The following is a 20,123-nucleotide window of genomic DNA, read 5'->3' on the forward strand; positions in this document are numbered from 1 at the left end:
GGGGTCGAGCAATCTGCCGCTTGGGGTTCGCGGTTCACTACACGCAGATCGACTCAGGCTAATCGGCTCTCATATGTAGACGCGACGTCTGCACCGGGCCTTTGATGGAGCAAATGCTTGCATCGTTAGCTGGCTAAGTTAACTGAGCATTAACAAAAAAGCCCTGCACATTTGAAAATGTGCAGGGCTTTTTAATCAGCCTGAAGCGTAGCCTCAATACTGGTTGGGTTCCATTTCCAGGTCGACCTTGAAACGCTCTGCAATGTCTTTCTGAATGCGCTGCGCCAGATTCAGCAATTGCAGGCCCGTTGCGCTGCCGTAGTTGACCAGCACCAGCGCCTGTAATTTATGCACACCGGCATCGCCGTCGCGAAAGCCTTTCCAGCCGGCGCGTTCGATCAGCCAGCCCGCCGCCAGCTTCATTTGCCCATCGGGCTGCGCATACGCCACCAGATCCGGGTATTCACCCTTGAGTTGTGCCACGAGTGCGGCGGGCACCAACGGATTCTTGAAGAAGCTGCCGGCATTGCCGAGCACCGCCGGGTCCGGGAGTTTTTCGCTGCGGATGCTGCAAATGGCCTGGCTGACATCGGTCGGCGTCGGGTGATCAATACCCTGCTCGGTCAGGCGCTGACGCACCGGGCCGTATTCCAGGTGCAGGTGCGCGGTGCGCGTGAGGGTGAAACGCACCCGCAGGATCAACCAGCGCCCCGGCTCCTGTTTGAACAGGCTGTCGCGGTAGGCAAAGTTGCACTCGGCCAGTGTGAAGTCCCGCAGCTCGCCGGTCTGGCGATCGAGGGCTGTCAGGCCGGCGAATACGTCCTTTATCTCGACACCGTAAGCGCCGATGTTCTGCATCGGTGCCGCGCCGACGGTGCCGGGGATCAGGCTGAGGTTTTCCAGCCCCGACCACCCTTGCGCCAGGGTGTGTTGCACAAACGGGTGCCACGGCTCGCCCGCCTCGGCTTCGATCACCACCTGGTTGCCGTCATCGCTCAGCAGGCGAATCCCCCGTGTGGCCATGCGCAACACCAGTGCCGGCACATCGGCGGTCAGCAACAAATTGCTGCCACCACCGATCACCAGCACCGGCACTTCGTGCTCCACCGCGTAGGCCAGGGCTTCGCGCACGTCGGCATCGCTATGGGCTTCGGCAAACAGCCGCGCCTGAACGTCCACGCCAAAGCTGTTGTACGGTTTGAGCGAAACCCGGGGTTGAACCTGCAAACTCATAGCCGTCCCTTCAATTCGATCACCAGCAGATCGCTGGCGCGCTCGATCAGGTCCAGTACCTGTTCGAAGCCTTGGTCGCCGTCATAATAAGGATCCGGCACTTCATCGACTTCCGACTGGTAGCGACGCAGGAACAAATCCAGCTCGGCCTTGCCCTTGGCCGGTTGCATGGTCTTGAGGTGGCGCAGGTTGCTGTTGTCCATCGCCAGAATCAGGTCGTAAGTGGCGAAATCGGCGCGGGTCACTTGCTGGGCGCGCTGGGCGGACAGGTCGTAGCCGCGCAGTTTCGCCGCAGCCTGGCTGCGCTTGTCCGGGGCCTTGCCGACGTGCCAGTCACCGGTGCCGGCAGAAGCCACTTCGACTTGATCGGCCAGCCCCGCCTCACGCAGCTTGTGCCGCAATACGCCCTCAGCCGTGGGGGAACGGCAGATGTTGCCCAGGCAGACGAACAGAACCCGCATCAGGCCTCCAGCAGGCGACGAACGCGCTCGAGATCTTCAACGGTGTCGACGCCGGTGGGCGGTGCGATCAGCGCATCGGCGACGTGAATCCGCACGCCGTGCCAGAGGGCACGCAGCTGTTCTAGAGACTCGGTGTTTTCCAGCCAGCACGGGCCCCAGGTGACGAAGTCCTGAAGGAAGCCGGCACGGTAAGCATAAATGCCGATGTGGCGGCGATATGGCACGCCTTCCGGCAATTGCTCGCGGCTCTTGGCAAACGCGTCCCGAGCCCACGGCAAGGTGGCACGACTGAAGGTCAGCGCCAGGCCATTGAGGTCGCTGACCACTTTGACCACATTGGGGTTGAACAGGGTTTCGACGTCTTCGATCGGCTCGGCCAGGGTGGCCATGCGTGCTTCGGTGTGAGCAGCCAGGTTGGCGGCGACCTGATCGATCACGCTTGGCGGGATCAACGGCTCGTCGCCCTGAACATTGACCACGATCGCGTCCGGGGCCAGGCCCAGTTTCGCCGCAACTTCAGCCAGGCGGTCAGTGCCGGAGTTGTGATCTTCGCGAGTCAGCACCACTTCGGCACCAAAGCCCTTGCAGGCCTCGACGATGCGCGCATCGTCAGTGGCAACCACCACGCGCTGGGCGCTGCTTTTGCTCGCCTGTTCCCAGACGTGCTGGATCATCGGCTTGCCGGCGATCAGCAGCAGCGGCTTGCCCGGCAAGCGGGTGGAGGCGTAACGCGATGGAATGACAACGGTAAAGGCTGTGGTCATTTATCCAGACGCTCATCGGTGGTCAGGGTGCGCGCTTCGCTTTCGAGCATCACCGGGATGCCGTCGCGAATCGGGTACGCGAGGCCGGCGCCCTTGCTGATCAGCTCGGTTTTGTCGGCGCTGAGCTTGAGTGGGCCTTTGCAGACCGGGCAAGCGAGGATGTCGAGCAATTTGGTGTCCATGTACATTCCCTGGATAGAAACGGAGTTAAGGCAAAAGACGAGCCGGCAACAGGCGCATCAGCTGCGTATCGAACCAGGCCACGAAGGCCGGCGATGGCGCAGCATCGACCGCCAGGTACCACCAATCGGCGGCGGCGAAGGCACGGCACTTCACCGCGTCCTTTTCTGTCATCACCACTGGCAATGACGGTGTGAAATTCAAGGCCTGCACGCTGTATTCGGCGTGGTCGGCAAATGCATGGGGCACTGGCCGCCAGTGTAGCGTTTCGAGGGTCGTGAAGAAACGCCGGGGATTGCCGATCCCGGCCACGGCGTGCAGGGCCTGACCAGCGGGAAAGTGGTCCAGAGGCCGCCGTTCGCCGCTATGCAGGTTGACCAGTTCGGTGGGTTGCAACTGGAAGGCAAAACCGTCTTCGCGATCATTGGCAGCGCCGTTGTACAGCACTGCATCGACGCTTTGCAGGCGCTCGACCGGTTCGCGCAATGGTCCGGCGGGCAGACAACGGCGGTTGCCCAAGCCGCGAGCGGCGTCGATCAGCACCAGTTCCAGGTTTCGAGCCAGCCGGTAATGCTGCATACCGTCGTCGGAGAGGATCAGGTCCAGCGGCTCACTCGCCAGCAAGGCTTTGACCGCACGGCTGCGGTCCGGGTCGATCATCAGCGGCACGCCGGTGCGCTGGACGATCAACAGCGGCTCATCGCCCGCCACGTCCGCGCCTTGATCCGCCGCGACCCGCCACGGCAATTGCGGCGGTTTGGCGCCGTAACCACGGCTGACCACTCCGACCCGCAGACCGCTGCGCTGGCAGTGCTGGATCATCCACAGAATCAGCGGCGTCTTGCCCGTGCCGCCCACCGTGATGTTGCCGACCACGATCAGCGGTACCGGCGACTGATAGATCTCGCCCTCGCCCGCCAAAAAGCGCTCGCGCTTGCCAGTGACCACGCGTCGATACAGCCATTCAAGAGGCTGCAACAGCTTCAACGCCGGATGACCTTCGTACCATGCGGCGAGCAATCGATCGGACATGGCCATCAGGACGCCGGCGCCGCCTCGACAGTGGTCATGCGCAAGTGGCTGAAACCGAGCTTGCCGGCAGCGTCCATCGCGGTGATGACGGACTGATGGGGGGTTTTGCCATCGGCGCTGATGGACAACGGCAGATTGGTGTCGCCATTGGATTCTTTCTGTAGCGCTTCCATCAGGCTGGTCAGGTCGTTCTTCGGCAACAGCTGGTTGTTGACCGAATACGCCCCGTCGGCGCTGATGGCGATGTCCAGTTGCTTGAGCTGCTGGTCTTCGGCCGGGGAGCCGCTGACCGCTTCCGGCAGGTCGACGCGCAACTGGGTTTCACGGGTGAAGGTGGTGGTCACGACGAAAAACAGCAACAGGATAAACACCACGTCGATCAGCGACGCGAGGTTGATGTCTACCGTTTCCCGTGGTTTACGACGGAACTTCACGCTTTACCCTCGGCCAGGTCCACGTCGCGATCGCCCTGAATAACCTCGACCAGTTTGATCGCCTCTTGCTCCATGCCCACCACCAGCTCATCGATCCGACGTTGCAGGAAGCGGTGGAAGAACACGGCCGGGATACCGACCATCAGGCCCGCGGCGGTGGTGATCAAGGCCTTGGAAATACCCCCGGCCAGCACCGCGGCGTTGGTGCCCATGCCCGTGCCCATGAACGCACTGAAAATATCAATCATGCCCAGCACCGTACCCAGCAGCCCCAGCAACGGAGCCATGGCGGCGATGGTGCCCAAGGCGTTGATGTAACGTTCGAGCTCATGAATCACCCGCGCGGCGGCCTCTTCGATGCACTCTTTCATGATCTCGCGACCATGCTTGGAGTTCGCCAGACCGGCAGCCAGGATCTCGCCCAGCGGAGAGTTGGCGCGTAACTCCTTGAGTTTTTCTTTATTGAGTTGCTTGTCCTTGATCCAGACCCAGACCTGCCCGAGCAAGTGCTCCGGGGTCACGCGGCTGGCGCGCAGGGTCCAGAGACGCTCGGCGACGATCGCCATGGCCGCGATGGAACTCAGAATGATCGGCAGCATCATCCAGCCGCCGGATTTGACCAATTCCCACACAGTGACAGTCCCCTCGAAAAAGTGCGCCACTCTAACATAGGGGGTGGGCGCACCGAAGACCGCGATGTCGCATCCGGTCGGGCTTTAATGACGCGGGCTACTGGCGCAATACTGGCGGATCGCGCCAGAAACGCCGTTCCTGAAGCATCGTCCAAGGTGGTTTGAAGCGCCCCAGTTGTAGACGAATGGCACCCTGCTCGGCGCTGTCGTAGATCGCCATGCCACGCTTTTGATAACGCGCCACGACTGTGGGATGGGGATGACCGAAAGAATTACCGTTGCCACGGGAAATCAGCACCGCTTTAGGCAGCAGAGCGCTGAGCAACGCCATCGAAGATGAACTGCGACTGCCGTGGTGCGGGGCCTGCAACCAGTCCGTCGGCACCGCCAGTGGACTGTCGAGCAGCACCCGCTCGGCCGCGGTATCGATATCGCCGGTCAGCAGCAACCGCTCGCCGTTGGCTTCGATCTGCAGCACGCAGGATTTCTGATTGCTGTCGCTGGCCGACGACCACTGCCAGAGCTGGAACCGCACGTCGTCCCAGGTCCACTGTTGACCGCTCTCGCAGCCCTCGGCATGTAGCTCGTCCGGCAAGGCCAGTGGGTCGCCACTCAGTACCCGAGTCACCGGCACACCGCTGGCAATCGCTCGCGCACCGCCGGCGTGATCGGCGTCGGCATGGCTGATCAGCATCAAATCAAGTCCATTCACCCCCAGTTTGCGCAATGTTGGCAACACCACCCGCTCACCCAAGTCGATATCGCCGAACCGTGGCCCGGCGTCATACAGCAGAGTGTGATGGCGGGTGCGCACCAGAATGGCCAACCCCTGGCCGACATCCAGCTGCCAGATTTCGGCGACGCCTTCAGGCAGCGTGTGCCGGGGCGCAAAAACCAGCAACAGCAACATCGGCCAGCCCAGCGGGCGCAACGGCACGCCCGGTGGCAGTAACAGCAGAAATGCGCCCAGTGCGCCGAACGCCCAAACCCACAACGGAACCGCCACCGGCACCCACGCGGGCAATTGCCCGGCCACCAACGCCAGCCCCTTGAACAAAAGGTCGATCAGACTGCCAGCCAACCACAGTAACCCCTCGCCCACATAGGGAACGGCCAACAGCAGCGTTCCGAGCAAGGCCGGCGGCAAGACCAACAGGCTGATCCAGGGCACCGCCAGAAGATTGGCCAGCGGCCCGCTGAGACTGATCGGCAACCCCAGCACTAACAGCAGCGGGCACAGACCGATTGCGATCAGCCATTGGGCACGGGTCCAGGTTTGCCACCAACGCCACGGGCCCAATCGCCCGCCAAAGGTGAAAATCAGCACCGCTACTGCCGCAAAGGACAACCAGAAACCCGGTTGCAGGCTTGCCAGCGGGTCCAGCAGCAAAACACCGTCAAGCGCCAGCAACAGCGGCCACCAGGCGCCGAGGTGACGAAACCGTAGCCGCCACAACAACAGCAGACCAATCATCAGGCAGGCCCGACGCACCGGCACCTCGAAACCGGCCAGCAGCCCATAACCGAGCGCCGCCGCGAACGCCAGCCCACACGCCCATGGCAGCCACGGCAAGCGTCTGGGCCATAAGCCATAGCGCGCCAGCCCGGCGATCAGCAGATACACCAGCCCCGCCAGCAAACCAATGTGCTGCCCGGAAATCACCAACAGATGCACGGTGCCGGTGTCTTGCAGCACCTGCCAGTCCTCACGGCTCAGCCCGGCGCCGTCCCCCAGCACCAACGCCGTCAGCGCTCCCGTTCGCCCGTGCGCATCCACGGCCTGCAAACGCTGACGAATGCCGTCGCGCCAGGCCCACTGCGCTTGCCCCAGTCGCTGACCGTCCTTGACGGTCCCAGTGGCGCCAATACGTTGGGCCAGCAACCAGGCGTCGTAATCAAAACCATGAGGGTTGAGCAGCCCGGCAGGACGCTTCAATTTGACTGCCAGCCGCCACCGCTCGCCACTGTTGACGGGCGGCCCGCCATACCAGGCCAGACGCAGGTGCCGGGGCAGTTGGGTGCGACGCGACTGACTGTCTGTCAGTTCGAAACGCACTACACCCTCGGCCTGCTGCGGCAACCCGGTAACCCGGCCTTCGACCCAGCGAGTCTCGCCATCGAGCTTCAGCGCCAGGCGATCATCCAGCGCCCACTGCGCATTCGCACACGCCCAACTGAAGCCAAACAACCAAAATGCCAGTGGAAAGGTTCGAAACGGCAGCAACATCAAACCCACTACCGGCAACAACAGCCACAACCCTGCCGGCGGCAGTGCCGGCAAAAAACGCAGGGCCAGCAGACCCAACGCCAGCGCCATCATCCCTGTGCGCATAAGCCCGTCCTTGAGAGTCCCCTCCCTAGGCTTAGCCGTCGCGCCGCACAGGCGTCGTTAACAATTGTCACAAAGTCTGAATGGGCGGTTCGTAGAATCCAGACATACTTGCCGCCTTAACCGACCGAGAAGCCTTATGCCCCGGCGCTTATTCAAACGCTACATGCCAGACCCGACCAGCATCAGGGAACACAAATCCTTACGCTTTCTTGGCACCCTGCTGCATGACCCGAACCTCTGGCACCTCAATCGTCATTCCGTCGCGCGGGCCATGGCCGTCGGCCTGTTCGCGGCGTTCCTGCCCATCCCGTTGCAAATGCTGTTGGCGGCCATCCTCGCCATCGTAGTGCGCGGCAACATGCCGATAGCGGTCAGCCTGGTCTGGCTGACCAACCCGATCACCATGCCGGCGGTGTTCTTCTGCACCTACCAGACCGGCGCCTGGTTGATGGACGTCCCCGCCAGGAGCTTGCCGGACGAGTTGACCTGGGCATGGATCAGCGGCGAGCTCTCGACTTTGTGGCAACCGTTTTTACTGGGTTCGGTGGTAACGGGGCTGGTGCTTGGGGCGTTGGCTTATTGTCTGGTGATGATGTATTGGCGCTGGTGGGTGAGTCGGCAGTGGGCACGGCGTAAGCGCAGCCGGATGCAGGAATGAAAAACGGCCTCCACTTGGGAGGCCGTTTCTTTTTGCGGTGTTTGCCCGCAAAGGCCGTGACACGGTCTCGATCAGGTACGCATCCCGCGCCCACTCACCAGCAGCCGCGCACAACCGATGTACAGCACAACAGTCGCTACCAGCATGAAAGCGATCGCCACGCTGATCTTGATGTCCGACACGCCAAGAATGCCGTAACGGAAGGCGTTGACCATGTGCAGCACCGGGTTGGCCAGCGAAACGGTCTGCCAGAACGGTGGTAACAAGCTGATCGAGTAGAACACCCCGCCCAGGTACGTCAGCGGTGTCAGCACGAAGGTCGGGATGATCGAGATGTCATCGAAATTGCGCGCAAATACCGCGTTGATGAAACCCAGCAACGAGAAGATCGTCGCCGTCAGCAGCACCACCAGAACGGTCACGCCCAGGTGATGCACCTGTAGCGTGGTGAAGAACAGCGACAGCAGCGTCACGATGAGCCCGACCATCAACCCGCGCAGCACGCCGCCCAGGGTGTAGCCGATCAGAATCGTATGGGGCGACACCGGCGACACCATCAGTTCTTCGATGGAGCGCTGGAACTTGCTGCCAAAGAAACTCGACACCACGTTGCCATAGGAGTTGGTGATCACCGACATCATGATCAGCCCCGGCACGATGTACTCCATGTACGTGAAGCCACCCATGCCGCCGATCTGCCGACCGATCAGATTGCCGAAGATCACAAAGTACAGAACCATGGTGATGGCTGGCGGCAGCAAAGTCTGCGGCCAGATCCGGGTGAAGCGCTTGACCTCACGGTAAACGATGGTATTGAGGGCGACGAGGTTGGGTTGCAGCTCGGAACTCATACCGCCACCTTCGACAGATTTTTCTCCACCAGGGACACGAACAACTCCTCAAGGCGATTGGTTTTGTTACGCAGGCTCAACACTTCGATGTTCTGCTGCGCCAACTGGGTGAACAGCGCGGTAATGCCCATGGCCTTGTCGACCTGGACTTCCAGGGTATGACTGTCGATCAGTTTGGCCGGGTAACCAAGCAACTGCGGCGCCACTTGCAAGGTGTTCTTCAGGTCCAGCAGGAACGTCTCGACATGCAGTTGGCTGAGCAACTGCTTCATGCTGGTGTTCTCGACAATGGTGCCGTGGTCGATGATGCCGATGTTGCGGCACAACTGCTCAGCCTCCTCCAGGTAGTGGGTGGTGAGGATGATGGTGATGCCTTTCTTGTTCAGTTCAGTGAGGAAGGTCCACATCGAGCGACGCAATTCGATGTCCACCCCCGCCGTCGGTTCGTCGAGGATCAGCAGGCGTGGCTCGTGAACCAGCGCCCGGGCGATCATCAGTCGGCGCTTCATGCCGCCGGACAGGGAGCGCGACGGCACATCGCGCTTGTCCCACAACCCCAGTTGGGTCAGGTACTGCTCGGCGCGTTCCTTGGCGATTCTCGCCGGGATGCCGTAGTAACCGGCCTGGGTCACGACGATGTCGAAGGTCTTTTCGAACTGGTTGAAGTTGAACTCCTGGGGCACCACACCAATGCAGCGCTTGAGCGCCGCTGGTTCCTTGTCCAGGTCGTGACCGAACACATTCACCGTGCCGCTGGTTTTGTTCACCAAGGTCGAGATAATGCCGATGGTCGTGGATTTGCCGGCGCCATTCGGGCCGAGCAAAGCGAAAAAGTCACCTTCGGCGACGTCCAGATCGATACCACTCAAGGCCTGGAAACCGTTGCCGTAGGTTTTGGTTAGCTGCCGGATGGACAGAGCGGAACTCATATCGGATTTACGCACCAGGAAGGGAAGAAAGGAATAAATAAGGGCGGGCGGCGAGCAATGCAACCGCGGCGCATGAGCGCAATGGTGCTTGTCGCCGCCACACAAGTACAGTCACGCGTGTTGATAGTGAGTATTAAGTCAACGCGGTCATGACGGCTTTGCGATAGGCCGGACGCTGTTTCAACCGTGCGTACCAGGCTTCTAGATGTGGCAGCGGCGCGCGCTCGATCGGCATCTCGAACCAGGCATAAATGAAGCTGCCCAAGGGAATGTCGCCCATGCCGATCTCATCGCCCGACAGGTATGGCTTAACCGCCAACGCTTGATCGGCCATCGACAGCAGATCGTCGCACTCCTTGATCGCAGCCTTGATGGCCGGCCAGTCCTGCTGCTCTTGCGGGGTGCGCAACACGCCCCAGAACACCGTGCGAAACGGCGCGGCAAAACTTGAGGTGGTCCAGTCCATCCACTTTTCGGCCGAGGCACGGGCTTGCAGGTCCGTCGGATACCAGGCAGTGCCGCTGGCATGGCGAGCCACCAGGTAACGCACGATGGTGTTGGATTCCCACAGCACGAAGCCGTCGTCTTCGATCACCGGCACGCGACCGTTGGGATTCATCGCCCGGTACTCAGGCGTGTCGACCACGCCAAAGGCACCGCCGGCATCGATGGCTTCATAGGCCAGGCCCAGCTCTTCGGCGGCCCACAACGGTTTTCTGACATTCGACGAATTTTTCCGACCCCAGATTTTCAGCATGACCGCCCCTTGTTGGATGAATGCGCAGGCAGCATACGCCGGATCAGGCGCGACTCAAATCGCTCTGCATGTCACCCAGTTGCAGCGGCAGCCACTCGCCGAACAAATGCGGATAGCACTTTTCGAGGTGCTCGAAAAAGAACGCTTCAGGCACATCGGTGAACTGGCCGTGATCAACCAGGTACTCCATCAACTGCTCGCCGTCACGGTTGAAGGGATGGAACACACTGTCGTTGATCCCGTCGAACTCCAGCGGCGCGACATTGAACAACTCGCAGAGTTGTTGATTGAAGGCCGGCGTGACTTTGACCCAACGCTCGTTCAAATAAAACTCGGTGTAGCCGTGCATGGCGAACACATCACTCTTGAGCAGTTCGAGCAGGCGCGGCGTCGACAGGTGATTGCGCACATCCGCCAGACCGATACGCGCCGGGATCCCGCAATGCCGAGCGCAACCTGCCAGCAGCGTGGCTTTGGGCACGCAATAACTCTCCCCGGCCGCCAGCGCATAGCTGCCGCGCAAGGTCTGCGGATCACGGCTGAAGGTGTAGGGGTTGTAGCGCACGGCCTCGCGCACGGCGTAATAGAGATTGATCGCCTGCTCCTGCGGATCGCGCCCGGCGCCACGATGTTTTTCGGCGAACTCCACCACCGAGGGATGGTCACTGTCGATGAAGCGGCCGGGGCTCAGATACGCGTGCATGGGAGCTATCTCCTGGGGGAAGCCACGAGTCTAGCGACACCTTCAGCACAGAGATAACGACGTTTCGGCCAAATATCAGCGCTTGCCCGCCCTGTTGACGAGCCCTGCATCGAAATAACTGACGAAGTCCGGCCGTTTCGTCCTACAAGCTCAACCCGATCGCTCCGACCACCCACTTTTATGGATGCCGTCTAAGCTCTGAGAGTGGTTTTGCCCCTGGCTTCAGGAGAATTAATTATGCTGCTGTTGTGGATACTGGTTCTGGTGGTCGGGATTGCCTGGCTGGCACATCGCCGCACCGCGCCTCTGCCCGCTTTGGGCATCATCGCTGCCTATCTGCTGGCGATGGGCATCTTCAGACATGCGAGCCATGCCCCCGTCTGGCTACTGCTGATTTTCTGGGTGTTGCTCGCGGCCGTGGCCGCCCCCCTGTTGCTGCCGGACCTGCGCCGAAAACTGTTCACGGCGCCCATATTCAACTGGTTTCAAAAAAACCTGCCGCCCATGTCGCAAACCGAGCGTGAAGCCATTGAAGCCGGCACGGTCTGGTGGGATGGCGAGCTGTTCAGCGGTCGTCCGGACTGGAACAAGCTGCTGGCCTATCCAAAAGCGCAGCTGAGCGAAGAGGAACAGGCGTTTATCGATGGCCCGACCGAAGAGCTCTGCGCGATGGTCACCGATTGGCAGATCGGCCAGTTGATGGATCTGCCGCCCAAGGCCTGGGATCACATCAAGCAGCATGGCTTTTTTGCCCTGATCATTCCCAAGGAGTACGGCGGCAAAGGCTTCTCGGCTTATGCGCACTCCCAGATCGCGATGAAACTGGCGACCCGCAGCGGTGACCTGGCCTCCACCGTCATGGTGCCCAACTCCCTCGGCCCGGCGGAACTGCTGCTGCACTACGGCACCGACGAACAACGCAATCATTACCTGCCACGGCTGGCCCGCGGCGACGATATCCCCTGCTTTGCCCTGACAGGCCCGATGGCCGGTTCCAACGTCGGGGGCATGACCGACACCGGGGTGATTTGCAAAGGTGAATGGGAAGGCCAGGAAACCCTTGGCTTGCGCCTGAACTGGGAAAAACGCTACATCACCCTCGGTCCGGTGGCGACCTTGATCGGCCTGGCCTTCAAGGCCTATGACCCGGACCATCTATTGGGTGACAAAGTCGACCTGGGGATCAGTCTCGCATTGATTCCAACCCAGACACCCGGTGTAGACATCGGTCGCCGTCACTTGCCGCTGGGCGCCGCCTTCATGAACGGCCCGAACGCCGGCAAGGATGTGTTCATACCGCTGGAGTTCATCATTGGCGGTCAGGAAATGCTCGGCGAAGGCTGGATGATGCTGATGAACTGCCTGTCGGTCGGGCGTTCCATTTCGCTGCCTGCCATCGGTACCGCCGCGGGCAAGTTCAGCAGCCTGGTGACAGGCCAATATGCGCAGGTTCGCGAGCAATTCAACGCACCGCTGTCAGCCTTCGAAGGGATTCAGGAAGCACTGGCGCGGATCGGCGGCAGTACCTGGCTGATGGACAGCGCGCGGATGCTCACCGCCAACGCCGTCGACCTCGGCGAAAAGCCGTCGGTGCCCTCCGCCATCATCAAATACCACCTCTCCGAACGCGGTCGCGAATGCATCAGTCACGCCATGGATGTTCACGGCGGCAAGGCCATCATCATGGGCCCGAACAACTATCTCGCGCGTAGCTGGCAAGGTGCGCCCATTTCCGTCACGGTCGAAGGTGCGAACATCCTGACACGCAACCTGATGATCTTCGGCCAGGGCGCTATTCGCTGCCATCCGTTCGTGCTCAAGGAAATGGCCCTTGTCCACCGCGAAGACAAACAACAGGCGTTGATCGAATTCGACGCCCTGCTGCTCAATCACATTGGTTTTGCCGTGAGCAACGCCGGCAGCACCCTGGTGCTGAACCTTGGCTTCGGACATTTCGAACACATGCCCGGGGACAAGCTCAGCCAACGCTACGTGCGCGCCCTCAACCGTCAGGCCGCGGCATTTGCCATGCTTGCAGACCAGTGCATGATGCTGCTGGGCGGCGACCTGAAACGCCGCGAACGCTTGTCCGCACGTCTGGGCGATGTGCTCAGCTACCTGTATCTGGCCTCCGCCGCGCTCAAGCGATATCACGATCTCGATTCGCCAGAGCATATGCGTCCGTTGTTCGCCTGGGCGATGGAAGAGAGCCTCGGCCAGTCCGAGCGTGCGCTGGACGAACTGCTGACCAACTTTCCGAACAAGGTACTCGGCTGCTTGCTGCGGGTACTGGTGTTCCCGTTCGGTCGCCGGCACAGAGGCCCGTCGGACAGACTGGCGGCCAAAGTCGCCGCAGTCCTCGGCCGCGCCAAGGGCGACCCGACCCTTGAGGAGTTATTGGCAGGCTGCTATCGCCCGCAATCGACAGAGGATCCGGTCGGCGCCTTGCAGCACGCCTGCGACTTGCTGAACGCCGCCAAACCGCTACAGAAAAAACTCAACACGGCGCTGAGAAGTCGCCAGGTCAAACCCTCTGTCGGGGAGTCGGTCATCGATGCCGCGCTGGAGGCTGGCGTCTTGCAACCGGTTGAAGCCGAGACCTTGCGTGAGGTGGAGGTGGCGCGGCGCAAGGTGATCGACGTCGATGATTTCGATAAAGAGGTGCTGGTGCTGGGCAAGGGCAAGGTCCGCTAATCCAGAGGACCGTGTGTCGCCTTACCATCATGGGGCGCTTTACCCTGTGAAAAAGGGGCGCGGGAGCTTTATACTCCTGCGCCCGTTTTGCTCTTGAGGACTTATCTCGTGTCCAATGTCGTTGCCGATCATCTCGTCTTGCTCGACCACCTGCGCAGTATCCTGGTCGCCGTAGGTGAGGCCGAACAGGTTCCCGAAGAAAGCCATGCCTTGTTCCTGGAGCGCTTCGACGAACTGCGTGCGTTGCTGCCGGTCGACCCGATCGAAAGCCAATACCTGGGCCAGGACATCCTGTGCCAGATCATCACCCGCTACCCACAAATCGCCCACCTGGTGCCGCGCGATCTGCTGTGGTACTTCGCCGGTGACTGCCTGCACTACATGCCCGATGATGAAATCGACCTGTACCAGGCGCTGGAAGAACGTCGCTTCGAAGCCGAACAGAACGATGAACCGTTCGACTGGAATCAGGAAAAACAGCTGCTGGCGATGTCGAATCAGGACAGCAAGCACTGATCTCCAATCAGTAACGCAAAAGGCCCGCATGGTTAATCATGCGGGCCTTTTTTGTTGGCCGGGTAAAGATCAAAACAACCCATCACTCTCCGGCAACTCATACGCTGCCGCGCCCTTGCCCATCGCGCTTGGCTTGCCCGGATTGCTCAAGGTCGGCTCCTTCTCCAGGCATTCCACCAGATAGTCGATGAACACCCGTAACTTGGGCGGCAGATAGCGGGTGGGCGAATGCAGCAGCCAGGCGCCTCCGTGGTAGGACGCCAGAAAGGTCCAGTCCGGTAATACCTGCACAATCAGCCCCTGTTCCAGCGCATAACGGGCGGTGAAGTACGGCAGGCTACCGATCCCGATGTGTTGCAATACCGCGCCCAATCGCACGCCCGTGTGATTGGCGGCGTAACGTCCGCGCACGCCGACGGTCACGGCTTTACTGCCTTTCTTGAACTTCCAGCGCGCATCGCTCGGGGTTTCGCCCAGATAGATGCAGCTGTGATTGAGCAAGTCGTGGGGATGAGTCGGTGTGCCGTGCTCGGCCAGGTATTGCGGCGTGGCGCAGAGCAAATGGTCGATGGTCAGCAATTGGCGCCCCACCAGCCCCGCAGGGGGCCGATCGGTAATACGGATGGCCAGGTCGACGTTGTCATCGATCAAATCCACCTGGCGGTCCTCGAGCAACAACTCCACATCCACTTTGGGATAACGCCGCAGAAACTCCGGCATATGTGGATGAATCACAAATCGCCCGACGGCCTTGGGCACGCTGACGCGCACCAGCCCTTCCGCTTCCTGGGTGAACTGACCGCTGATTTCCATCACCGACTTCGCCGCGCTGACCATCTCCTGGCAGCGCTTGAACACCTCTTCGCCTCCGTCGCTCAGGCGTAGCTTGCGCGTGGTTCGTTGCAACAAACGCGTGGCGAGCGCCTTCTCCAGCCGCGAAATGCTGCGACTCACCGCCGAGGGGGAAGACCCCAACTGACGCGCCGCTTCGGAGAAACTGCCGGTTTCGACAACCTTGACGAAAATCGCCATTTCACCGAGCAGCGGCAGGGGAAGATTTATGCTCACAGCGCAACAGTCCTTTGATGGTTGAACGGATTATCACGCAATTCCACGGTTCATATAATAAAAATAGAAACTTTAATAAGGGCATGGAATATGACGCTTCGCCTCTTTTTCCATAGTGATGACCTCAGGGCCAATGTGGAAGTCCTGGATTGCACGCCCTATGAGAACGAGTTCGCCGTGGTGCTGCGCGCCACTCTGTTTCACCCTCAGGGCGGCGGGCAACCCTGTGATACCGGCTGGATCGGCGAAAGCCAGGTGCTGCGCGTGGTGCAGGAAACGGAGCGGATCATCCATTTCGTCGACCACCCGGTAAAACTCGGCATGATCCAGATTCGGGTCGACGAGCAACGCCGCCAGTTCAATACGCGCATGCATTCGGCGGGGCACCTGATCGGTCACTTCGTCCAGGCCATGGGCTGGATGCCGATCAAGGCTCATCACTGGCCGGATGAAGGACGTGTGCAATTCAAACCGGGCGATGGCGCGCAGGAGGTTGATGCCCAGACGATTCAGCACGGCATCAAGCAATGGATCGCCCATGATCTGCCACGCTTGACGTCGTTGCGCGAAGGCGCCCGTGAAATCGGTTTCGGTGAGCTGCCCGCCTACGGCTGCGGCGGCACCCATGTACGTAGCCTGAAGGATTTGGGCAAGGTCACGATCGCTTCCCTTTCGCAGAAAAAGGGAACGTTGTCAGTCCACTACCACGTGGACTGAGTCTTTGGGCGATGTCGACCCCGTCATCGCCTGACGCCGGGGGAGCCTGCGTTCGCGGGCTCTGTTGACTATCTGATAGATGGACCTAAGACATGATGCTTGACGTCGAGCGTCTCGATGAGACGTGCATACAAAAACTGGCCAACGAAGAAGTCCTCGCCATCCGAGTCAGAGGCTTGTTGCCTCGGCCACTGGCGATCCAGATCGGCGACAAGATCCTCGCCCCCGGCTTCGAAGGCTACATCAACGCACCGAGCATCGGTCGTATCGGCATGGCGTTTTACGAAGCGGAAAACCAGCCACTGCTGATCGAAGACTATTTCGAGCGCGCCACTAGCAACATCGCCGAGTTGCGCAGCCGTTGTGCGCCCTACTCCTCGCCTGTCGACACCCTGCGCTGCATGCTCGATGAGTCCTGGCCGGCGGGGGCGCATCTGGAAAACCTCTATGGCCGCAAGATGTATGTCGGGCTATCGCGCGTGGTCAAACCCGGCGTGTGCTTCCTTGCCCATCACGACATTTTCGCCAAGGACGCCCCGGACAGCTTCCAGGCCAGAAGCCTGGAAGCGCAGTTCGCCTGCAATGTTTACCTGAACATGCCGACCGAGGGCGGCGCTTTGCAGATGTGGGACCACGACATTTCCCCGGACCAGTTCGACGAGATGCGTGGCGACAGTTACGGCATCGATCCGGCCTTGCTCGGCCCTCCGACCCTGGAGATTCGCCCTGAGCCGGGTGATTTCATCATGTTCAATTCACGTCGCATGCACTCGGTGACGCCAGGTGTGGACGATCCGCGATTGAGCCTTTCTTTCTTTGTCGGCTACCGCGGCAATGCTTCCCCCCTGACTTTCTGGAGTTGAGATGTTTTCGAATTACCTGGGCGAGTTTCTGGCGCTGGCAACCATCCATTTTCTGGCCGTGGTAGCTCCCGGGCCGGACTTCGCCGTGACCATCCGCCAAAGCGTGCGTTTCGGGCGTTTAGTGGGCATCTGCACGGCGCTGGGCATCGGCGCGGGCATTTCCGTGCATGTGCTGTACACCTTGCTCGGCGTCGGCGCATTGATGCACACCACGCCTTGGCTATTGACGGCGGCCAAGGTGATCGGGGGGGCCTACATTTTGTACCTCGGTGTGAGCCTGTTGCGCAGCAAACCCAAAGTGGCGACTGAAGGCGACAACGGCGCGGCAGCGTCAACTGAACAGCAGACCCTGTTCAAGGCCTTCAGCACGGGGTTTCTGACCAACGCCACCAACCCCAAGGCTACGCTGTTCTTCCTGGCGATCTTCACCACCATCATCAGTGCCTCGACACCGTTGCAGATACAGGCGCTGTACGGGTTGTGGATGTGTTTCGTGAACGCCTTGTGGTTCGTGATCGTGGCCCTGTTCTTTTCCAGCGCCCGGGTGCGACTGCTGTTCATGCGCATGGGGCACTGGTTCGAACGAACCATGGGGGTGATCCTCATTCTGTTCGCCGGGCGCCTGATTCTGTCCATGTAAGTCCTGCCGCCTTGGTCGCCTCGTAGAACAGCATTTTTTGCGGCTCCAACGCCAGCAACACGGCTATCTCCACACTCTGCCCTTAAAGTTTTGTTTGAAATCATGGCGCTTTGCTTTGTTTGAACTACCTTCAAACAAGAAGAAGTCATAACGGTTTGAATTTTGACGTTTAGGTTCAGAGATCAGATAGCGAATTGGCAAAAGGAGTTACCTCACTATGATCCTGACAGGCGTTTACCGGCGCAGAGCTGTGATTGCCGGTTGCTTTTTAGGGGAGTCAGGTTGGCGGGAAGTGCCGCCTATAACCGCGATGGTTGTCGAGCCTGAGCCTGTTGCTCGGGTCGGCAGCCCAGGTATCTGGATCACTAAAAGCCGTTTTAGAAGGTCGCTCGCTGTCCATTCGGATCAGCGTATTGCACCTGCTTGCGTGTAGCACCAAGGAATATTGCCGGGGGCATTAATCGTTAGTGGTAAGTGCTCTGGCGAGGTTGAGGGTCGACTCAGGCCCCTTGTAGTGATCCAAGGCAACTTGGTTTGCCTTGTAGATGGCCTATTCAGCGAGGATGCACTTAATGAGCTATCGTACCGTGCCCGCTTTCAAGCGAATTATCCATGGCCTGTTCTGGATGGGCCTCAGCGTGGACGCGGCTCAGGCCGCGGCGGCCAATTGTTCGCAGATGGACAGTATGCCGACAACGTTCGAGGTCGGTCAGGGGCTTCAGAGTGAACTGCGCACTCCGGTTCCGGTGACGCAACTGGCCGTGGGTGACCCGAAAATTGCCGATGTGCAACCCAGCGGCAACAACCCCAACGCCTTCCTGCTCACTGGTCTGACACCGGGCACCACCAGCCTGATGGTCTGGACCGGCTGTTCGAAAGAGCCGCGCCATAGCATGGTGTTCGTCAAGGGCCGGGCCACCTCGGCGCTGACCAGCGCGTCGACCGGACCTTACGAAGACCCGCTGCTGCCGAGCCAGGTACAGACCGATATTCGCTTCGTTGAAGTCAGCCGGACCAAACTCAAGGAAGCCTCAGCGTCTATTTTCGGCACCCGCGGCAACTTCCTGTTCGGCTCGCCGAGAACCTTGCCTACCATTGGCGGCGTCGTCACACCGTCGGTGCCGGTGGACAACGGCATGTTCAACCTCAACTTTGCTACCGGTAATACCCTGGTAGCGATCAACGCGCTGGAAGGCAGCGGTTTCGCCTATACCCTGGCGCGGCCAAGCCTGGTGGCGCTCAGCGGGCAGAGTGCGAGCTTCCTGGCCGGCGGTGAAGTACCGATTCCGGTGCCCAGTTCGGGCAGCGATAACATCTCCATCGAGTACAAGGAGTTCGGTATCCGCCTGACTCTGACGCCAACCATCATCGAGAAAAACCGTATCGCCCTGAAGGTGGCGCCGGAAGTCAGTGAACTGGACTTCACCAACGCCGTGAGCATCGCCGGCACGATAGTTCCGGCGCTGACCATACGCCGTACCGACACCAGCATCTCCCTGGCCGACGGCGAAAGCTTCGTCATCAGCGGCCTGATCAGCACCCGCAACAATTCCCAGGTGAACAAATTTCCGGGGCTGGGCGATATCCCGATTCTGGGCGCGTTCTTCCGCGACAACTCCGTCAACCGTGAGGAGCGCGAACTGCTGATGATCGTCACCCCGCATCTGGTCCAGCCCCTGGCGGCCAATGCACAACTGCCATCGTTGCCTGGCGAGCAGCTGCGCAATTACGACCCGAACTTCTACCGCATGTTCTTCCTAGAAAATGGTGATTTCGACAGTAAGACCGGGCTCTCGCAATGAACCGGAGCCAGACGCTGAACCGGGCTTTCGCCCTCACTCTTAACGGTGACCTTGAGCGCTTGGCGGGCCAGCTGTATTGCCATTGGCCAGGCGTTCAACGTGTTGTAGCCAGAGGACACTCGATGAAAGCAGTCATTGCAATAACGGCGACATTGATGCTCGCAGGTTGTGCCACCAACGGTATTGTTTCGCGACCGGGCAGTTGTGCCAAACCCGCTTCGGAGCAAGAGTTGGCCCTGAACCTGGCCGACAACATGGCCAACGAAGGCCGTTTGTATGCCAGCCTGGCGAACCTGGAAGGTTTGCCCGATGACCTGGTCCAGGTTCGTCTGCGCAAGGCCCGGGTGCTGCGCTTGATGGGGCGTAAAGATGCGGAGCCGTTGTATCAAAGCCTACTCGGCACCTGTCTGGCCGCTGAAGGGGAACATGGCCTGGGCCAGTTGGCCGCGGCCAAAAATGATAACGCCGGCGCTACCACTCACCTAGAACGCGCGGTGAAGATGTCCCCCACCGACGACAAGATGCGCAATGACCTGGGGGTCGTCTACCTCAATCAGCGACGGATCCCTGAAGCACGCTTCGAGTTCATGACGGCCATGGAGCTCAAGCAGGCGGATTCACTGGCGGCACTCAACATGGTGACGCTGCTGATCTATCAGGATAACTGGAAGGCGGCTGCCGAACTCGCGAACCGCGCCAGCTTGAGTCCCCAGCAAGTTGCAGAGGCTCAAACCCGAGCGGAAAAACTCAAGGCCTCTGCCAAAAAAGCGGTGGCTTCCGAGGGGAATCGCAAGACTGAGGCCGTAGTCGATGCCTCAGCCAATGCTGCGATCAAGTAGAACGTACGAGGAGTCGAG

At 60.3% G+C, this 20,123-nt stretch carries 21 protein-coding genes; 8 read left to right on the top strand and 13 right to left on the bottom strand.

Annotation, left to right across the window (positions count from 1 at the left end):
• Positions 1-213: 213 nt before the first annotated feature.
• The 8 genes from murB to ACEN8R_RS16785 form a co-directional block, all read right to left on the bottom strand.
• Positions 214-1,233, bottom strand: coding sequence for a UDP-N-acetylmuramate dehydrogenase (murB, locus tag ACEN8R_RS16750; RefSeq protein ID WP_064616576.1), 1,020 nt, complete (start codon positions 1,231-1,233; stop codon positions 214-216).
• Positions 1,230-1,694, bottom strand: coding sequence for a low molecular weight protein-tyrosine-phosphatase (locus tag ACEN8R_RS16755; RefSeq protein WP_018926232.1), 465 nt, complete (start codon positions 1,692-1,694; stop codon positions 1,230-1,232). Before ACEN8R_RS16755 ends, murB begins: the two co-directional genes overlap by 4 nt.
• Complete coding sequence (gene kdsB / locus ACEN8R_RS16760; RefSeq protein ID WP_018926233.1) at positions 1,694-2,458, bottom strand: 3-deoxy-manno-octulosonate cytidylyltransferase; 765 nt, start codon at positions 2,456-2,458, stop codon at positions 1,694-1,696. The genes ACEN8R_RS16755 and kdsB overlap by 1 nt, the downstream gene beginning before the upstream one ends.
• Positions 2,455-2,640 (bottom strand): Trm112 family protein, encoded by a 186-nt coding sequence (locus ACEN8R_RS16765; RefSeq protein WP_003179363.1) that lies wholly within the window; start codon positions 2,638-2,640, stop codon positions 2,455-2,457. Before ACEN8R_RS16765 ends, kdsB begins: the two co-directional genes overlap by 4 nt.
• A 25-nt stretch (positions 2,641-2,665) precedes the next feature.
• A complete protein-coding gene (gene lpxK, locus ACEN8R_RS16770) occupies positions 2,666-3,676 on the bottom strand; it encodes a tetraacyldisaccharide 4'-kinase (protein ID WP_018926234.1) in 1,011 nt (336 codons plus the stop codon).
• The gene (locus tag ACEN8R_RS16775; protein ID WP_018926235.1) at positions 3,676-4,104 is read right to left on the bottom strand and encodes an ExbD/TolR family protein; all 429 of its coding nucleotides are present in this window, start codon (positions 4,102-4,104) and stop codon (positions 3,676-3,678) included. Before ACEN8R_RS16775 ends, lpxK begins: the two co-directional genes overlap by 1 nt.
• Positions 4,101-4,736, bottom strand: a complete 636-nt coding sequence (locus tag ACEN8R_RS16780; RefSeq protein WP_007941964.1) for a MotA/TolQ/ExbB proton channel family protein — start codon at positions 4,734-4,736, stop codon at positions 4,101-4,103. The genes ACEN8R_RS16775 and ACEN8R_RS16780 overlap by 4 nt, the downstream gene beginning before the upstream one ends.
• A gap of 97 nt (positions 4,737-4,833) precedes the next feature.
• Positions 4,834-7,068 carry a DNA internalization-related competence protein ComEC/Rec2 gene (locus ACEN8R_RS16785; protein ID WP_018926236.1) on the bottom strand — a complete coding sequence of 745 codons (2,235 nt, stop codon included), beginning with the start codon at positions 7,066-7,068 and terminating at the stop codon, positions 4,834-4,836.
• A gap of 136 nt (positions 7,069-7,204) precedes the next feature.
• On the opposite strand from ACEN8R_RS16785, the gene ACEN8R_RS16790 reads away from it, so the two are divergent.
• Positions 7,205-7,726 carry a DUF2062 domain-containing protein gene (locus ACEN8R_RS16790; RefSeq protein WP_018926237.1) on the top strand — a complete coding sequence of 174 codons (522 nt, stop codon included), beginning with the start codon at positions 7,205-7,207 and terminating at the stop codon, positions 7,724-7,726.
• Positions 7,727-7,797: 71 nt separating this feature from the next.
• Here the strand turns inward: ACEN8R_RS16790 and ACEN8R_RS16795 are convergent, their stop codons facing one another.
• The 4 genes from ACEN8R_RS16795 to ACEN8R_RS16810 all read right to left on the bottom strand — a co-directional run bounded on the left by ACEN8R_RS16795 (position 7,798) and on the right by ACEN8R_RS16810 (position 10,966).
• Positions 7,798-8,577 (bottom strand): ABC transporter permease, encoded by a 780-nt coding sequence (locus ACEN8R_RS16795; protein WP_018926238.1) that lies wholly within the window; start codon positions 8,575-8,577, stop codon positions 7,798-7,800.
• Positions 8,574-9,506 carry an ABC transporter ATP-binding protein gene (locus ACEN8R_RS16800; protein ID WP_018926239.1) on the bottom strand — a complete coding sequence of 311 codons (933 nt, stop codon included), beginning with the start codon at positions 9,504-9,506 and terminating at the stop codon, positions 8,574-8,576. The genes ACEN8R_RS16795 and ACEN8R_RS16800 overlap by 4 nt, the downstream gene beginning before the upstream one ends.
• 133 nt (positions 9,507-9,639) lie before the next feature.
• Positions 9,640-10,263 (bottom strand): glutathione S-transferase family protein, encoded by a 624-nt coding sequence (locus ACEN8R_RS16805; protein WP_018926240.1) that lies wholly within the window; start codon positions 10,261-10,263, stop codon positions 9,640-9,642.
• 43 nt (positions 10,264-10,306) lie between these two features.
• Positions 10,307-10,966: a transglutaminase-like domain-containing protein gene (locus tag ACEN8R_RS16810; protein ID WP_018926241.1), complete on the bottom strand. Its 660-nt coding sequence runs from the start codon at positions 10,964-10,966 to the stop codon at positions 10,307-10,309.
• A 237-nt stretch (positions 10,967-11,203) separates the two neighbouring features.
• Here ACEN8R_RS16810 and ACEN8R_RS16815 point away from each other — a divergent pair, with 237 nt between their 5' ends.
• Both ACEN8R_RS16815 and ACEN8R_RS16820 read left to right on the top strand, forming a co-directional pair.
• Positions 11,204-13,660, top strand: a complete 2,457-nt coding sequence (locus tag ACEN8R_RS16815) for an acyl-CoA dehydrogenase (protein WP_495624210.1) — start codon at positions 11,204-11,206, stop codon at positions 13,658-13,660.
• 108 nt (positions 13,661-13,768) lie between these two features.
• On the top strand, positions 13,769-14,176 hold the full coding sequence (locus tag ACEN8R_RS16820; protein ID WP_007938686.1) for a PA2817 family protein: 408 nt from the start codon (positions 13,769-13,771) through the stop codon (positions 14,174-14,176).
• 69 nt (positions 14,177-14,245) lie between these two features.
• Here ACEN8R_RS16820 and ACEN8R_RS16825 read toward each other — a convergent pair whose 3' ends face one another.
• Positions 14,246-15,244: a LysR family transcriptional regulator gene (locus ACEN8R_RS16825; protein ID WP_064616565.1), complete on the bottom strand. Its 999-nt coding sequence runs from the start codon at positions 15,242-15,244 to the stop codon at positions 14,246-14,248.
• A 90-nt stretch (positions 15,245-15,334) separates the two neighbouring features.
• On the opposite strand from ACEN8R_RS16825, the gene ACEN8R_RS16830 reads away from it, so the two are divergent.
• The 5 genes from ACEN8R_RS16830 (at position 15,335) to ACEN8R_RS16850 (ending at position 20,105) form a co-directional block, all read left to right on the top strand.
• Positions 15,335-15,961: an alanyl-tRNA editing protein gene (locus ACEN8R_RS16830; protein WP_018926244.1), complete on the top strand. Its 627-nt coding sequence runs from the start codon at positions 15,335-15,337 to the stop codon at positions 15,959-15,961.
• Between the two features lie 92 nt (positions 15,962-16,053).
• On the top strand, positions 16,054-16,824 hold the full coding sequence (locus ACEN8R_RS16835) for a 2OG-Fe(II) oxygenase (RefSeq protein ID WP_019581187.1): 771 nt from the start codon (positions 16,054-16,056) through the stop codon (positions 16,822-16,824).
• A 1-nt stretch (position 16,825) separates the two neighbouring features.
• Positions 16,826-17,464, top strand: a complete 639-nt coding sequence (locus ACEN8R_RS16840) for a LysE family translocator (protein ID WP_064616563.1) — start codon at positions 16,826-16,828, stop codon at positions 17,462-17,464.
• A 572-nt stretch (positions 17,465-18,036) separates the two neighbouring features.
• Entirely contained in the window at positions 18,037-19,266 is a 1,230-nt protein-coding gene (locus ACEN8R_RS16845) for a type II and III secretion system protein family protein (protein ID WP_064616561.1), read from the top strand.
• A 122-nt stretch (positions 19,267-19,388) separates the two neighbouring features.
• The gene (locus ACEN8R_RS16850) at positions 19,389-20,105 is read left to right on the top strand and encodes a tetratricopeptide repeat protein (protein ID WP_026286433.1); all 717 of its coding nucleotides are present in this window, start codon (positions 19,389-19,391) and stop codon (positions 20,103-20,105) included.
• Positions 20,106-20,123 lie beyond the last annotated feature (18 nt).

Source organism: Pseudomonas sp. Pseusp15 (assembly GCF_059492165.1).

What these genes read in the sequence shown, in the direction of transcription:
- murB (WP_064616576.1), bottom strand. Translation starts at nt 1,233, where the DNA reads ATGAGTTTGCAGGTTCAACCCCGGGTTTCGCTCAAACCGTACAACAGC.
- ACEN8R_RS16845 (WP_064616561.1), top strand. Translation starts at nt 18,037, where the DNA reads ATGAGCTATCGTACCGTGCCCGCTTTCAAGCGAATTATCCATGGCCTG.
- ACEN8R_RS16835 (WP_019581187.1), top strand. Translation starts at nt 16,054, where the DNA reads ATGATGCTTGACGTCGAGCGTCTCGATGAGACGTGCATACAAAAACTG.
- ACEN8R_RS16805 (WP_018926240.1), bottom strand. Translation starts at nt 10,263, where the DNA reads ATGCTGAAAATCTGGGGTCGGAAAAATTCGTCGAATGTCAGAAAACCG.
- ACEN8R_RS16840 (WP_064616563.1), top strand. Translation starts at nt 16,826, where the DNA reads ATGTTTTCGAATTACCTGGGCGAGTTTCTGGCGCTGGCAACCATCCAT.
- lpxK (WP_018926234.1), bottom strand. Translation starts at nt 3,676, where the DNA reads ATGGCCATGTCCGATCGATTGCTCGCCGCATGGTACGAAGGTCATCCG.
- ACEN8R_RS16785 (WP_018926236.1), bottom strand. Translation starts at nt 7,068, where the DNA reads ATGCGCACAGGGATGATGGCGCTGGCGTTGGGTCTGCTGGCCCTGCGT.
- ACEN8R_RS16795 (WP_018926238.1), bottom strand. Translation starts at nt 8,577, where the DNA reads ATGAGTTCCGAGCTGCAACCCAACCTCGTCGCCCTCAATACCATCGTT.
- ACEN8R_RS16830 (WP_018926244.1), top strand. Translation starts at nt 15,335, where the DNA reads ATGACGCTTCGCCTCTTTTTCCATAGTGATGACCTCAGGGCCAATGTG.
- ACEN8R_RS16850 (WP_026286433.1), top strand. Translation starts at nt 19,389, where the DNA reads ATGAAAGCAGTCATTGCAATAACGGCGACATTGATGCTCGCAGGTTGT.
- ACEN8R_RS16810 (WP_018926241.1), bottom strand. Translation starts at nt 10,966, where the DNA reads ATGCACGCGTATCTGAGCCCCGGCCGCTTCATCGACAGTGACCATCCC.
- ACEN8R_RS16790 (WP_018926237.1), top strand. Translation starts at nt 7,205, where the DNA reads ATGCCCCGGCGCTTATTCAAACGCTACATGCCAGACCCGACCAGCATC.
- ACEN8R_RS16815 (WP_495624210.1), top strand. Translation starts at nt 11,204, where the DNA reads ATGCTGCTGTTGTGGATACTGGTTCTGGTGGTCGGGATTGCCTGGCTG.
- ACEN8R_RS16755 (WP_018926232.1), bottom strand. Translation starts at nt 1,694, where the DNA reads ATGCGGGTTCTGTTCGTCTGCCTGGGCAACATCTGCCGTTCCCCCACG.
- kdsB (WP_018926233.1), bottom strand. Translation starts at nt 2,458, where the DNA reads ATGACCACAGCCTTTACCGTTGTCATTCCATCGCGTTACGCCTCCACC.
- ACEN8R_RS16765 (WP_003179363.1), bottom strand. Translation starts at nt 2,640, where the DNA reads ATGGACACCAAATTGCTCGACATCCTCGCTTGCCCGGTCTGCAAAGGC.
- ACEN8R_RS16800 (WP_018926239.1), bottom strand. Translation starts at nt 9,506, where the DNA reads ATGAGTTCCGCTCTGTCCATCCGGCAGCTAACCAAAACCTACGGCAAC.